Annotated in this window: 11 protein-coding genes; 9 read left to right on the top strand and 2 right to left on the bottom strand. The window is 32.5% G+C overall.

The window, feature by feature from the left end:
• Window positions 1-914: 914 nt before the first annotated feature.
• Window positions 915-3104 carry an anaerobic ribonucleoside-triphosphate reductase gene (nrdD, locus tag BR43_RS02010; protein ID WP_034558948.1) on the top strand — a complete coding sequence of 730 codons (2190 nt, stop codon included), beginning with the start codon at window positions 915-917 and terminating at the stop codon, window positions 3102-3104.
• 68 nt (window positions 3105-3172) lie between these two features.
• On the top strand, window positions 3173-3733 hold the full coding sequence (nrdG, locus tag BR43_RS02005; RefSeq protein WP_034558946.1) for an anaerobic ribonucleoside-triphosphate reductase activating protein: 561 nt from the start codon (window positions 3173-3175) through the stop codon (window positions 3731-3733).
• A gap of 93 nt (window positions 3734-3826) precedes the next feature.
• Here the strand turns inward: nrdG and BR43_RS02000 are convergent, their stop codons facing one another.
• Together BR43_RS02000 and BR43_RS01995 are read right to left on the bottom strand one after the other, a co-directional pair.
• Window positions 3827-4888: a sensor histidine kinase gene (locus tag BR43_RS02000; RefSeq protein ID WP_034558944.1), complete on the bottom strand. Its 1062-nt coding sequence runs from the start codon at window positions 4886-4888 to the stop codon at window positions 3827-3829.
• Window positions 4889-4903: 15 nt separating this feature from the next.
• Window positions 4904-5578, bottom strand: coding sequence for a response regulator transcription factor (locus BR43_RS01995; protein WP_034558942.1), 675 nt, complete (start codon window positions 5576-5578; stop codon window positions 4904-4906).
• Window positions 5579-5948: 370 nt separating this feature from the next.
• On the opposite strand from BR43_RS01995, the gene BR43_RS01990 reads away from it, so the two are divergent.
• The 7 genes from BR43_RS01990 (at window position 5949) to BR43_RS01965 (ending at window position 15339) form a co-directional block, all read left to right on the top strand.
• Window positions 5949-6647, top strand: coding sequence for an ABC transporter ATP-binding protein (locus tag BR43_RS01990; RefSeq protein ID WP_281173945.1), 699 nt, complete (start codon window positions 5949-5951; stop codon window positions 6645-6647).
• Window positions 6634-8646, top strand: a complete 2013-nt coding sequence (locus BR43_RS01985; protein WP_034558940.1) for an ABC transporter permease — start codon at window positions 6634-6636, stop codon at window positions 8644-8646. Before BR43_RS01990 ends, BR43_RS01985 begins: the two co-directional genes overlap by 14 nt.
• Before the next feature lie 447 nt (window positions 8647-9093).
• Window positions 9094-10791, top strand: coding sequence for a peptide ABC transporter substrate-binding protein (locus tag BR43_RS01980; protein ID WP_034558938.1), 1698 nt, complete (start codon window positions 9094-9096; stop codon window positions 10789-10791).
• 322 nt (window positions 10792-11113) lie between these two features.
• Complete coding sequence (locus BR43_RS01975) at window positions 11114-12799, top strand: peptide ABC transporter substrate-binding protein (RefSeq protein WP_034558937.1); 1686 nt, start codon at window positions 11114-11116, stop codon at window positions 12797-12799.
• A 440-nt stretch (window positions 12800-13239) separates the two neighbouring features.
• Complete coding sequence (locus tag BR43_RS01970; protein ID WP_051933776.1) at window positions 13240-13440, top strand: TIGR04197 family type VII secretion effector; 201 nt, start codon at window positions 13240-13242, stop codon at window positions 13438-13440.
• Between the two features lie 8 nt (window positions 13441-13448).
• A complete protein-coding gene (locus BR43_RS19785) occupies window positions 13449-13625 on the top strand; it encodes a hypothetical protein (RefSeq protein WP_157463903.1) in 177 nt (58 codons plus the stop codon).
• A gap of 631 nt (window positions 13626-14256) precedes the next feature.
• On the top strand, window positions 14257-15339 hold the full coding sequence (locus BR43_RS01965; protein ID WP_034558934.1) for a M42 family metallopeptidase: 1083 nt from the start codon (window positions 14257-14259) through the stop codon (window positions 15337-15339).
• Window positions 15340-15342 lie beyond the last annotated feature (3 nt).

Here is a 15342-nt window from a genome sequence, read left to right as displayed (position 1 = left end):
TGTTTTTAGTGACGAATTGTCAAGATTGCCAAGCCTAATTCACTAGATACCTATACATTAATGTCCGATACATTGACGAATCCAAACACATTGAATTCAGCTGCAAAGTTTAACTTTATTTTAAAAGAAGATGAGGCTCTTTTTATCTACACCCTATCAGTTGTTCGTGATGGTCAGGTGGATAGGATAACAATATTAAGGTTCTAGACCATGTTCGGGAAAAAATCAAGATAGTGTTGATAATGAAAAAAGTGTTACAGTTCTGATTCATGATCGGCATTTGAATGATATATTCTTACTTGAAACAATAATTAAACGTAATTATACTAAAGATAGCATTCGTACTCTTTTTTGATAGTTCTATAAATATCCTTTTTTGAGTTAAAAGTTCTTAAAAATAATGAATATCGTTCAGTTGAAATCTTAGTGATGAAAAAAATTAAAATAAATTTGCTTTCAGGATACAGTTTTATTTTAGCTTGAAAAATTGTTTATTTAAAATCATCTGAGAATAGTCCTGTAACTATTAAAAAATTAAGTGAAAAACTCATTTAATTTTATTTTTTAAACTTTTTTTTTGATTTTGTTGAAAAAAAGTTTGAAAGCTTGAAGGAACAAGCTTCATTTTTAAACTTTTTTACATTTAGATTGTGAAAAAAATAAAAAGCGTTTTAACGCAATTTAACGTATGTTTTTTATTTTGAATAGCATAAATCAGATAAGTCCTACTTCTTATTAGAGCTTGAAATTAGCCGGAAAAGATTAATTAGTGGAATTGACTAATTAATCAGCATATACCATATATAGTTGTCAATAGTTAAATAGAAAGAAATTCATACTAGATATGGTTTGTAAAAAAATAGAATTGTGCTAAAATGATGTAGAGCAATAATTAAAGGAGTGTGGATCACATCATGGACGTAACAACTAGTGATTTAGAGGTAGATAATTTTGATAGTAAACTATTGAACTTGTCAGTTATTAAAAGAGATGGTCGTTTAGTGAAATTTGATGACCAAAAAATTTATGAGGCTTTAGTAAAAGCTGAAAGACAAGTAAATGGTGAGTTAACATCAAAAACGCAAGCAGAAATTCAAGCAATTATTGATAAAATTGACCAAGAAATTGCAGAGCGTTTTCCAACGGATATTAAAATTTATGAAATTCAAAATATTGTTGAACATATTCTTTTAGATGAGAAAAAAATAGAATTAGCTGATCACTATATTAATTATCGCACAAAACGTGATTTTGATCGTACTCAATCAACGGATATCAATTTTACTATTGAGAAATTAATCAATAAAGACCGTTCTGTAGTGAATGAAAATGCGAATAAAGATAGTGAAGTATTTAACACACAACGTGATTTAACAGCTGGAATTGTTGGGAAATCGATGGGACTAAAAATGTTGCCAGCACATGTTGCCAATGCCCATCAAAAAGGGGACATTCATTATCATGACTTAGACTACCAACCATACTCACCAATGACAAACTGCTGTTTAATTGACTTTAAAGGCATGTTAACTGAAGGGTTTAAAATTGGAAATGCAGAAGTTGAAAGTCCAAAATCAATCCAAACGGCAGCAGCTCAAATGGCACAAATCATAGCAAATGTGGCTTCTAGTCAATATGGTGGTTGCAGTGCAGATCGAATTGACGAAACGCTAGCTCCATTTGCTGAATTGAACTATACGAAGCATTTAGCAGCCGCTAAAGAATGGATCGATGGTGAAGAGCGTCAACTAGAGTTTGCTGAAGAAAAAACTAAAAAAGATATTTATGATGCGATGCAAAGCTTAGAATATGAGATTAATACGCTTTATTCTTCACAAGGTCAAACTCCTTTTACTTCATTAGGATTTGGGTTGGGAACTAGCTGGATTGAACGTGAGATTCAACAAGCTATTTTACAAGTCCGAATTAAAGGGATTGGTAAAGAACATCGTACCGCTATTTTTCCAAAATTAATTTATACATTAAAACGTGGATTAAATTTAGAGTCTACGGACCCTAACTATGACATGAAACAATTGGCAATTGAATGTGCAACAAAACGCATGTATCCAGATGTCCTGATGTATGACAAATTAGTAGAATTAACAGGTAGTTTTAAAACACCAATGGGCTGTCGTTCTTTCTTACAAGGTTGGAAAGATGAAAATGGCGTTGAGGTCAATTCTGGACGTATGAATTTAGGGGTATTGACATTAAATTTACCAAGAATTGCCATGGAAGCTGCAGGCAATCAAGAAAAATTTTGGACCTTGTTAAATGAACGTTTGGAAATTTGTAAAGATGGTTTAGTTTATCGTGTTGAGCGAGTAAAAGAAGCTACACCAAGTAATGCACCGATTCTGTATATGCACGGCGCTTTTGGAGAACGACTAACTAAAGATGAATCGGTTGATGAGCTATTTAAAAACCGTCGAGCAACGATTTCTTTAGGCTATATTGGTCTCTATGAAGTCGCTACAGCCTTTTATGGTGGCGAATGGGAACATAATCAAGAAGCAAAACAATTTACCTTAGACATCCTTAAAAACTTAAAACAACATACAGATGCTTGGTCAGATGAATATGACTATCATTTTAGTGTTTATGGCACACCAAGTGAAAGCTTAACAGATCGTTTCTGCCGCTTAGATACAGAGAAATTTGGTTTAGTTAAAGATATTACGGATAAAGAATACTATACAAATAGTTACCATTATGATGTGCGTAAAAGCCCAACGCCATTTGAAAAATTAACCTTTGAAATGGATTATCCTAAATTTGCTAGTGGTGGTTTTATTCATTATTGTGAATATCCAAATATGCGTCAAAATCCCAAAGCTTTAGAAGCTGTTTGGGATTTCGCTTATGATAAAATTGGTTATTTAGGAACAAATACACCAATTGATCATTGTTATGAATGTGATTTTGAAGGTGATTTTGAACCAACTGAACGTGGATTTGAATGTCCTCAATGTGGCAATCATGATCCCAAAACGTGTGATGTTGTGAAACGTACTTGTGGCTATCTAGGGAATCCTCAAGCTCGCCCAATGGTTCATGGTCGTCATAAAGAAATCTCTTCTCGTGTGAAACATATGAAATAAAGCAAAATGGTATGTAAGAGTCTTAGACTATTTACGTACCATTTAGTTTGAAGAAAAAGGTGAAGAAAATGCGTAATCCAAAGCCAAAAGAATGGCAATCTAGTCAAGTTTCTCAAAATAAAATTGCAGATTATAAGGCATTTAATTTTGTGGATGGGGAAGGTGTTCGCTGTAGTTTATATGTTAGTGGTTGTTTATTCGCTTGCGAAGGATGTTACAATAAAATTGCGCAATCTTTTAATTATGGAACGCCCTATACTCAAGAATTAGAGGATCAAATTATTGCGGACTTGCGTCAACCTTATGTTCAAGGTTTGACCTTATTAGGCGGTGAGCCGTTCTTAAATACAGAGATTACAATCGGTTTAGCCAAACGGATTCGTCAAGAATTTGGTCAAACAAAAGATATCTGGTCATGGACGGGCTATCGCTGGGATGAGCTGATGGAGGAAACGCCCGATAAGTTGGAGCTTCTTTCCTTATTGGATATCGTAGTAGATGGTCGTTTTGAATTAGCTAAAAAGGATTTAACGTTACAATTTCGCGGAAGTTCCAATCAACGAATTATTGATGTTCCTCAATCTCTAGCAACCAATTCAGTTGTATTATGGGCTAAGGCTGTCGATTAAACTAAATAAAAATACCTACTCTTTGATATAGTAGCAACTCCCAAAATACAATTTGGGAGTACTACAAAGTCATAAAAGAGTAGGTATTTTTGATTAATCCGTTGTTAAAAACTGGCTTTCTTGATTTTCTTCATTAAAATAGGTGAGGAAGGGAAAGAGTATTTTAAATGTGGTTCCCTTACCAACAGTCGATTCAACAAATAACTGATGACCTAATTTTTCACCTAGATTTTTTGCAAGATAAAGTCCTAACCCAGTAGAATGATGACTTGTATCATTCCGACCATTAAATCCAGTAAATCCTTTATCAAAAATTCGACGCTGATCTTCTTCAGGAATTCCAATCCCCGTATCAGTAATAGCAAGCCAAACACCTAGATTATTTTTGCTAATTTGGATTGAGATTTTTCCGCCCTTAGGAGTATATTTTATACAATTTGAAATGATTTGTTCTAAAATAAAATGCAGCCATTTTTCATCAGTGAGAATTTTTTGATCGTCACCAGTTAATTCAAAAGCCAACTGATTTTGAATAAAATAAGTCGCATTATTTCGGATGATATTATTGACAATCCTTTCTAAACTATATTCATGAAGTAAGTAATCTCTTGAAAAACTATCTAATCTTGAATAATAGAGAACTTGTTCGACATAATGATTGATTTTCTTCAATTCACTTTCTAATTGATAATATTTTTTTTCAGAAATATCATCTTCTACTGATTCAATAATTAATTTTGTACCTGCTAATGGGACTTTAATCTCATGGACCCAACTATCAACAAAATCTTTTTGATCCTGTTGATTTTTACTTAAGCGATTCATTTCCTTTTGATGAAGAATAAGGAGATCATTGATATATCCTTGAATAAATTTTTGTTCTTCGTTCATTGCTGCATCTAGTGGTGAAAGCAGCCCGTCTTCACCGGCTTCACGTTTTTCTTCAATTACTCGGAACCAACGTGAGTAATAAATATAAAGTCCAGTTAATAGGAAAAGAAAGAAAACTGTTAAAAGTAGGGATACATATACTAAGTTATCCGTTGTGAACGTTTGATTCGGGTCTAAAATGAGGACTAAATTCAGAATGAGCAAGCCGAAAAACCAAAAAACAATTAAAATCCATTGATCTTTTAAAAATTTAAATGCATTCATATATTCACCTCAGTACTATGGAATAATGTATCCTTGTCCAATTTTCGTTTCAATATATCCAACAGCACCAGCTTGTTCAATTTTTTTTCGTAAACGATTAATATTTACAGTCAAGGTATTATCATCCACATAACGTTCATCATCCCATAATCCTCGTAATAGTTTTTCTCGACTAATAATTTTTCCATGATTTTTCATTAAAAGGTGCAACAATTTATATTCATTTTTGCTAAGGTCAATATGGGTTCCTGAGACAGTAGCAGAACCATCTTGCAAGTTCAAAATAACTTCATTATGCTGAATCGCATCGGTAGTTTGATCTGCATAATTGTATGTTCTACGCAATAAGGCATTGATTTTTGCGATTAAAACCTCAATTGAAAAAGGTTTATTGACAAAATCATCGCCGCCCATATTCATGGCCATTACCATATCCATATTTGTATTGCGACTGGAAATAAAGAGTATCGGTACTTTTGAAATTTCTCTAATCTTTTGACACCAATAAAATCCATCATAAATGGGTAGATTAATATCTAACAACACTAAGTGTGGCTTTTCTTCAATAAAATCATTTAAAGTATTCGCAAAATCAGTGGTAGTATAACAATCAAAATTCCATTTTAGTAGGCTATCCGCAATATTATCACGAATTATATCATCATCTTCTACAATCATCACTTTAAACACAGAAATTCCTCTTTTCTATCAAGATTGTACTTTATTTTTATCTGTATAATTCTATGTTAAACAATGTGGTCTGTAGATGCAACCATCATAGAAAAAAATTTAATAAAACCTAACAAATTTAGTGAGAAAATTTTAATTTTCATGTTATTTATAAATGATATTCATAAAATGTCTGAAAGTCAAGGATGACAATACTGTAAGTTAAAAAGAAAGGTTGTAAGAGAATTCACTTTCCCAATGAGTAGTTTCTTGTTAAACTAAAATAAACAAAATGACAGAATGAAAGGAGCCTCTTTGAAATGATGAATCGAATAGTTGAAGTAAATCAATTAAAAAAACATACGGACGAAAAGGTAACTTATATACAGCTTTGGAGAATATCAGCTTTGATATTCAGCAGGGAGAATTCATTGGTATTATGGGTCCAAGCGGTGCTGGAAAAACAACCTTATTAAATATTATGTCAACGATTGATACACCCACTTCAGGAAATGTAAAAATTGGTGGTCAAGATATTACGTTGATGAAGGATAGTCGTTTAAGCCAATTTAGACGGCATGAATTAGGGTTTATTTTCCAGGAATTTAACCTAATGAACTCATTAACAGTGAAAGAAAATATTCTATTGCCCTTGGCATTAGATAAGCAAGAAGTATCAGAAATAGAAGCACGAGTTGCAAGAGTAACGAAAATTTTAGGAATTGATGCAATCATTAATAAATATCCAGCAGAGATATCAATTGGACAAAAGCAACGTGTTTCAGCAGCAAGAGCCTTGATTACAGATCCACAATTAATTTTTGCAGATGAGCCTACAGGTGCTTTAGATTCAAAATCAGCAACAGAACTTTTGCAATACCTTTCTGGAATTAATCAAAAGGAAGCGACAACAATTTTGATGGTGACCCATGATGGATTTGCTGCCAGCTATTGCAGTCGAGTACTGTTTATAAAAGATGGTCTTTTGTTTGCTGAGATTGTTAGAAATGGAACGCGAAAAGAGTTTTTTCAAAAAATAATTGATATGCAAGCAACAATTGGCGGAGGCGTGATTCATGACCTTAGCTAAGCTTGCTTATAAAAATATGAAGACCCAGTTCCGTGATTATTTTGTTTACTTTGTTTCGATGTCTTTTTCAATCATGGTTTATTTTACCTTTATTTCTATGTCATATAATAAAACATTGCAAGATGCCGCTGAAAAAAGTTTTAAAATAGAGGCAGTATTGCAAGCAAGTAGTATTTTGATCTTATTATTTGTTATTTTGTTTATGTTTTATTCAAATGCTTTCTTTATTAAAAAACGCAAAAAAGAAATTGGTTTATACAATATATTAGGAATGCGTAAGTGGCAGATTGCTGAACTCTTTTTTTTAGAAAATCTTTTTTTAGGAGCTTTGGCTTTAGTTATCGGTATTATTTTTGGTAGTTTATTGTCAAAACTATTTACAATGATTTTATTTGCTACGATGCATTTAACGATACAGCTGCCTTTTAGATTATCGTTCCCTACTATTGGTCAAACGATTACGGTTTTTGTTATTATTTTTATCATTGTCGCGTTGCAAAATGCTAGCTTAGTCTATCGATATAAAATTGTCGATTTATTTAAAGCGAATACAGTTGGAGAACGACTGCCGAAAACAAGTTGGGTGACGAGTGTATTAGGTTTCTTAGGAATTGCGATGATGATTTTTGGTTATGCGATTGCATTAAATTTAATTACGATTATTGATTATGTAGGGTATAAAAATAGTGGATATATCTTTTTGTTTGCAGTCTTAAGTATTCTTTTTAATGTTGTAGTAGGGACTTATCTATTCTTTAATTCTTTTTTAATTCTAGTTATTAAATTTGGTCAAAAGCATAAAAAAATTTATTATAAGGGTATGAATTTGGTGACAATCGGCAATTTGTTATTTCGCTTAAGACGAAATGCTGCTACATTAGCAACTATTGCTGTTTTAAGTGCTACCACTCTCTGCGCAGTTGGAGGTGCAGCTCTTATTTATTCTTTTTCAGAACGCCAGATTAACTATGAAAGTTCCTTTGATTTACATTACGAATCCAGTAATCGTGAAGCAAAGGGGATCATAGAATCAACACTCAAAAAATATCCTGAATTTCCTATTACAAATAAATTTACAGCCACGTATAAAACAGTTCTTGCAAACGATGATGATTTATATCCTAATCAAAAAGGGGATTCATTTCATCTTTACAGTATAATTTCAGAATCAGCTTATAATCAAGCAGTAGAAATCTCACGTTATGGTTCTAAAATTCAATTAAATACACCTGAATCTACTTATTTTATTAGTCAATATTATTTTGCAGCAGTGTTGGGTGATCCGGTATCAAAACGAATTGAATTAAAAAATGAATCTATCGACTTAACTATTCAAGGCGTTTCAACAGCTTTTCCGTTTGGCAGTCCAGCAGCAAATGGGGATGTCTTAGTAGTTACAGATAAAACCTTTGCTGCAATCAACCATCCAGTCACAAGCTTTAATCGAACGGGATTAATGTTGAAAAATTACGAAAGCAGTCAAAAATTAAATCAAGAACTTACTGAAAAAATAAAAGATAGTAATAATAATATTTTTATTACTATTCCTGATCATGATGAAGCCTCTCTTCCAAGGAATTTAATTAATTTACGATTGCCATTTGAAGAAACCATTTATCTATCTATTGGATCAACGATGTATATCGCCGTTTTTCTAGGACTAGTATTTATGTTTGCTACAGGTAGCATTATTATGTTGAAGCAATTAACAGAAGCAGAAGAGGAAAGTGAACATTATCATATTCTAAAAAAAATTGGGGTAAGTTCTGAAGAAATAAAAAGTTCAATTTATAAACAAACGGCATTTGTTTTTGCGTTACCAATGATTATTGGCTTGATGCATACCATTATAGCCATTCGAGCAATTTCATTTTTTCTAATGGATACAAAGTCTTTCCTAGGATATATTGCCTGCGGGAGTTTCATTTTTATTTATTTCATTTTTTATCTATTTACTGCTAGAGCCTATAATAAAATTGTAAATAGTCGCTTATTTTAATGAGCGAATAGGTTGTGGGAGGATAAAATCACAATTTTGCATAAAACTCAATCAATTAAAAAGTAAACATCCTAAGAAATCACCATTTGGCAAAATGGATGTCTTGGGATGTTTACTTTTTTGAGAATTTGCCCCAGGTTATTGTATAAACAAATAGTTAAAGGAGATTTTAAGTGTTTATTAAATAAAAGTCTTTTTTTTTAATTTTTATGATAATTTTTAGAAAAATGAGAAAATAACAAAAAGGCAGTGTTAATAGACTTTTTTGTAAAGACAACAAATGTGTTTAAATGAATATGTTAAAATAAGGTTAAAAAAAAGAACAAATATATTGAAAATATTAAAATTAGGTGATAATATGTTAAAAAGTGGTTAAGGAAATGCTGCTACTTAAAAGTTTGGAAAAAAAGTTAACCTTTTAAAAGGTATGAAGTTGGAGGAATGAAGATGAAAAAAGGGAAATTATTTAGTATTGCAGGAATTACTTTTGCTTCAGCAATAGTTCTAGCTGCTTGTGGTGGGGGAACTAGTTCTACAAAAGATGATTCAGCTTCAAAATCAACATCAAGTAGCGAATCAGGAAACATGGCGAAAGAACAGGTTTTAAATCTAATTGAAGGTGCTGAAATTCCAACAATGAATAGTGTCATGAATACAGATGCTACTAGTTCAATTGTTATGAATAACGTATTTGAAGGTCTTTACCGTCAAGATTTAAAAAATGACTCTGTTTTAGGTATGGCTTCTGAAGAACCTAAAGTTAGTGATGATAAATTAACCTATACATTTAAAATTCGTGAGGATGCAAATTGGTCTAATGGTGATCCTGTAACAGCAAAGGACTTTGTTTTTTCTTGGAGACGTTTAGTGGATCCTGCAACAGCAGCGCCATATAGCTATATGATGGCAGGTGTTATTGAAAATGCAAGAGAAATTACTGCCGGTGAAAAACAACCTGATACATTAGGTGTTAAAGCGATTGATGATAAAACACTAGAGGTTAAATTAGAAAAAGCAGTACCTTACTTTAAAGGATTATTGTCATTATCAATGTTTTATCCACAAAATGAAAAGTATGTAACAGAACAAGGAGATAAATTTGCTTCAAATAGTGATACAATTATTTATAATGGACCATTTAAATTAACTTCTTGGGATGGAACTGGTTTATCTTGGAAATATGAAAAGAACGACACTTATTGGGATAAGAAAAGCGTAAAATTAGATAAAATCAATGTTGATGTGGTAAAAGAAGTTTCAACAGCATTAAACTTGTATGATAATGGCCAAATTGATCGCATAGGATTATCTGGTGAGTATGTACAAACACGTCAAGATGATCCAGATATTAAAAAATTACCGACATCATATAGTTTCTATTTCAAATTCAACCAAAAACGTGATGGGAAAGATACACCATTAACGAATGAAAATATCCGTAAAGCTATCGCTATGGCTTATGATAAACAAGCCTATGCAGATACTGTTTTACAAAATGGTTCAATCCCATCAGGTGGATTAGTACCAGAAGGATTAGCAAAAGATCCTAAGAATGATAAAGATTTCCGTGAAGAAAATGGCGATTTATTAAAATTTGATGCTAAAAAAGCTCAAGATTACTGGAAAAAAGGTTTGAAAGAATTAGGCGTTGATAAATTAGACTTAGAATTGCTTTCTGATGATACTGAAAATGCAAAACGCTCATCTGAATTTATGCAAGGTCAATTAGAAGAAAACCTTCCTGGCTTATCGCTTAAATTAAAAAATGTACCATTTAAAGTGCGTATTAACGATAATGATAAGCAAAATTATGATATTCAATTATCTGGTTGGGGCGCAGATTATGCTGACCCAATTAACTTCTTAGAATTATTTGGTACAACTAATGGAAACAATAAATCTGGCTATTCTAATGAAAAATACGACGATTTATTGAAACAAATTTCTACAACAAGTTTAGCTGATCCAGAAAAACGTTGGGGTCAAATGCGTGACGCAGAAAAACTTCTAATGGATACTGCTGGAATTGCACCAATCTATCAACGTTACTTGACAGTTTTACAAAAACCTTATGTTAAAGATATCGGTGCTCACTTAGTGGGAGCAGATTATTCGTACAAATGGGCTTATGTAACTGAAAAATAATCATTATAAACCTAAGTGAAAGTCATTAGACTTTTACTTAGGTTTTTTATTTTGTCATATTTTTATAAAATTAGTTTGTTTTTATTTACCACTATTATGTTATTTTATTAGAAAAAAAGAATTTCATTAAATTTTGGCATTGGATATGAGATGCTGATTAGAAATTCAATAATTCAAATTGCTAGGTTTAGAATTCAATGATAAAATTTAGGCTGTTAGAATAGATAGACTATATAGTAGTTATTAAAAAAGTTCTTTCAATGCGGATAACTTACTTATGATGTAGTTATTTCAAAAATGATCAAATTAGGAGGAGTTAGATTTGAAAAAAAGTAAATTAATTGGTTTAGCTAGTATTGCTTTACTTTCAACAGTCGTATTAACAGCATGTGGTGGTAGTAAAGAAGATACATCTAAAAATGAAAGTGGCAAAGATACAAATAGTGAGTTAGCAGATAAACAAGAAATAAACTTGATTGAAACTGCTGAAATTCCAACAATGGATTCAGTCTTAAATACAGACGCAGTCGGTTCAATTGTGATGAACAATGTTTTTGAAGGTTTATATCGTAAAGATTTAAAAGGTGAAAATGCTTTAGCTATGGCTGCGGAAGAACCAAAAGTTAGTGAAGATGGGTTAACCTATACCTTTAAAATCCGTAAAGATGCAAAATGGTCAAATGGCGATGCGGTTACAGCAAATGATTTTGTATTTGCTTGGCAACGTGTCATTAATCCAACAACAGCAGCACAATATTCTTATATGATGTCTGGCGTTATTGAAAATGCAACAGAAATTGCAGCAGGTGAAAAAGCTCCTACTGATTTAGGCGTAAAAGCGATTGATGCAAACACATTAGAAGTAAAATTAGCAGCAGATATCCCTTACTTTAAGGATTTATTAAGCTTAACAATGTATATGCCTCAAAATGAAAAATATGTAACTGAAAAAGGCGAAAGCTATGCTAAAAATAGCGATAACTTAGTTTACAATGGTCCTTTCCAATTAACAGACTGGGATGGCACTGGTTTAAGCTGGGCATATAAAAAGAATGACACTTATTGGGATAAGAAAGCTGTAAAACTTGACCGTATCAATGTAGACGTTATTAAAGAAACAGGAACAGCCTTGAATTTATACGATTCTGGCGATATTGACCAAATGAAATTAGCTGGTGAATATGTTCAAACCCGTGATGGAGATCCTGATTTAATTAACATTCCAACGGCTTCTGTTTTCTATTTAAAATACAATCAAAAACGTGATGGGAAAGATACGCCGTTAGCCAATGAAAATATCCGCAAAGCTCTTTCAATGGCGTTCGATAAGCAAGCTTACTCAGATACAGTATTGCAAAATGGTTCGATACCAGCTGATGGATTCATTCCATCAGGATTAGCTAAAGATCCTAAAAATAACGAAGACTTCCGTGAAGAAAATGGGACTTTATTAAAATACAATCAAAAAGAAGCAGCAAAATTATGGAAAAAAGGCTTAAAAGAACTGGGAACAGATAAAATTACTTTAGAAATGCTTTCAGATGATACTGAAAATGCAAAACGTTCATTAGAATTTATGCAAAATCAGTTAGAAGAAAACTTATCAGGCTTAAAAATTAACCTAAAAAATGTACCATTTAAAGTTCGTGTTCAATTAAATAACGAAATGGACTATGATATACAAGTTGCAGGTTGGAGTGCTGACTATCCAGATCCAATTAACTATTTAGAGCTGTTTGGAACAGACAACAGTAACAATCGTTCAAATTATTCAAATGCTGAATATGACAAACTATTAAAAGAAATTGGAACAACAAGTTTGGCAAACCCAGAAAAACGTTGGGAACAAATGTTAGAAGCAGAAAAAATCTTGATGAAAACAGCTGGAATTGGTCCAATGTACCAACGCTATAACGCTGTACTACAAAAACCATATATTAAAGATATGGTACGTCAATTAGTTGGTCCAGAGTATTCATACAAATGGGCTTATGTAACAAAACAATAAAATTAAATAAAAAATAACGAAGTAGGTGAGAAAATTTATTTTCTCACCTACTTTTTTTATTGTGCTAGAAATGTCCCTTGAATGAGATAGATTTTTGTACGAAAGTTACCAAAATTTCGACAGCCATAAGTGATCTGTTTGATAACTATGATATTGGTGTTTATCCCTCCACAACATCGTTAGAAGTATTCTTGAGTTACGCAAACGAGAAACAAAGGTATAGCTTAATTGACAAATTAAATATAACAAAAATAAAGACAGCTAGGCAGAATTCTGCGTAAACTTATCAAGTATTCTGCCTAGCTTATTTACTTTTAAGAAGAGTGTTAACTAAATAAATTATATATATATTGAAATAACGTTGTAATTTTTTGTATTTATTGTAGAGGATATATGCTGGAATTTTAATTAACTGTAATTATAAAAAAGGGAGATTTGTGTTGAAAATAAAAAGTGATTTAACCAAAGCACCCCAAAAAGCAACCGGATTAAAAAATGCCGCCAATAATCTAAAACAGATTTCAACGATAGAAACAGACAGGCAAACAACGATTGTGGGAAATCAAGAAGCGCAAGAAAAAGTTCAGCTAGCACAAGAGACCGCTAAACAAATTGCTGATGCGGTTCAGGATACTATTTAGATCTGACGATGTTTGAATTTATCTCATTGGACGAATGGGATAAAAAAGTGAAAGCTGATTTTCGGAATGGAATGAATCTTGAAACTGGGGATCGTTATTCTAGATTTCTGGGTGGAGTTGTGTCCAGTTCGCAAGTTGTGGAGGACGTCTATACATGGTCGACGGAAGCAGAATTACAAGTTTAGATTTTAGTTATGCGTCCTATCGATTGGCTGTGGGAAGCGGGAGTAAGACGGTTGGTGGTAGTGAGAAAGTTAGTGGACTGAAAACTTGAAGATACCTCAAGAGTTAAGCCAACAGCAATTCGATGAAATAAGTACTTTACTAAAAAAGAATTAGGTGATAGTGGTGTGCAATCTAGTCGATAACAATTTGAGGATTCGATTTAAATAAAGAAGTGAAGTAATTTGGAAGATTTATAGTGTAAATTGTTTATTAAGAGTTCTATGTCTATTGAGGAGTTGTCTCATGAAATAGGTGTTTTTCTGAAACTAACTACGGATAAGTTTTTATCAATTTTGCTAAATGGAGAAAGTAAAGCAAACGGCGGACATGTTGTGCTAAAAAACTCAAAAAACAAATCAAGGCTAACTATTTTGTCAGTTTTTTATGAACAGACAAACAGGTAGGCCTAAGAAGTATTGGCGAGCGTTCTACTTACCAACACGATATATATATATAGAAAAAATTAATGAATTATTCATACTTGAGAAATGTAAAAAGACTATGAAAAATGCTATAATTATTATTGTCTATTAATCATAGAATGAATGCAACGAATTAAAATAGCATAATAACTTAGGGGGAACGATTTAAATGGAAGCAAAAGAATTAGAGTTGTTAAAAAAATTAACAGATGCTAAAGGTGTACCAGGAAATGAAGGTCAAGTTCGTGAGGTATTCGTAAAATATGCTGAAAAAAATGCCGATAAGATTTTTTACGATGGACTAGGAAGTGTCATTGCTAAGCAAGTTGGTGACAAAGAAGGACCAAAAGTGCTATTCGCCGGACATCTAGATGAAGTCGGATTCATGGTGACAGCCATTACTCCAGAAGGATTTATTAAGTTCCAAACACTTGGAGGCTGGTGGGCACAAGTGATGCTTGCACAACAAGTTGAAATTACAACAAGTAAAAATAAAGTCATTCATGGTGTTATTGGATGTAAACCACCTCATGTTTTAACAGCTGAAGTACGTAATAAAGCCTATGATATCCAAGATATGTTTATTGACATTGGTGCTACTAGTCAAGCTGAAGCACTAGAATGGGGTGTGAAACCTGGCGATATGGTAACCCCTTATATTGAATTTAAACGCTTAAACGAATCGAAATTCCTTTTAGCGAAAGCTTGGGATAATCGGATTGGGATGGCTGTAACCTTGCGTGTTTTAGAGAATTTAAAAGCAAGTGGTCATCCGAATATTGCTTTTGGAGCTGCTAATGCACAAGAAGAAGTAGGACTTAGAGGTGCTAAAACAGCAACCTACTTAGTGGACCCAGATATTGCCTTTGCATTAGATACTGGAACAGCAGGAGATACGCCAGGAATGACTCCTAAAGAAGCAGATTCTAAATTAGGCAATGGGCCGCAAATTATTATTTATGATGCATCAATGGTGGCTCATAAAGCCTTACGTGATTTTGTTGTAAGTGTAGCAGAAGAATTAGAAATTCCTTTCCAATATACCGTAATTGCTGGTGGTGGAACAGATGCGGGAAGTCAACATGTTACTCGTAATGGTATGCCTGCATTAGCAATAACAGTTGCTACACGCTATTTGCATTCTCATACTTCAGTTATTCATGAAGATGATTATTTAAATACAGTCAAATTAGTAACAGAAGTTGTAAAACGATTAGACAAAGAAACTGTTAAAAAAATTAAATTTAGTTAAAAC

Origin of the sequence: Carnobacterium gallinarum DSM 4847, from assembly GCF_000744375.1 — a bacterium.
Taxonomy (GTDB): domain Bacteria; phylum Bacillota; class Bacilli; order Lactobacillales; family Carnobacteriaceae; genus Carnobacterium; species Carnobacterium gallinarum.
Note: the sequence above shows the minus strand (reverse complement) of the source record. Positions and strands in the feature narration are given on the sequence as shown.

Excerpts from the sequence above, each read along its gene's own strand:
- nrdD (WP_034558948.1), top strand. The coding sequence starts at position 915 with ATGGACGTAACAACTAGTGATTTAGAGGTAGATAATTTTGATAGTAAA.
- nrdG (WP_034558946.1), top strand. The coding sequence starts at position 3,173 with ATGCGTAATCCAAAGCCAAAAGAATGGCAATCTAGTCAAGTTTCTCAA.
- BR43_RS02000 (WP_034558944.1), bottom strand. The coding sequence starts at position 4,888 with ATGAATGCATTTAAATTTTTAAAAGATCAATGGATTTTAATTGTTTTT.
- BR43_RS01985 (WP_034558940.1), top strand. The coding sequence starts at position 6,634 with ATGACCTTAGCTAAGCTTGCTTATAAAAATATGAAGACCCAGTTCCGT.
- BR43_RS01980 (WP_034558938.1), top strand. The coding sequence starts at position 9,094 with ATGAAAAAAGGGAAATTATTTAGTATTGCAGGAATTACTTTTGCTTCA.
- BR43_RS19785 (WP_157463903.1), top strand. The coding sequence starts at position 13,449 with ATGTTTGAATTTATCTCATTGGACGAATGGGATAAAAAAGTGAAAGCT.
- BR43_RS01965 (WP_034558934.1), top strand. The coding sequence starts at position 14,257 with ATGGAAGCAAAAGAATTAGAGTTGTTAAAAAAATTAACAGATGCTAAA.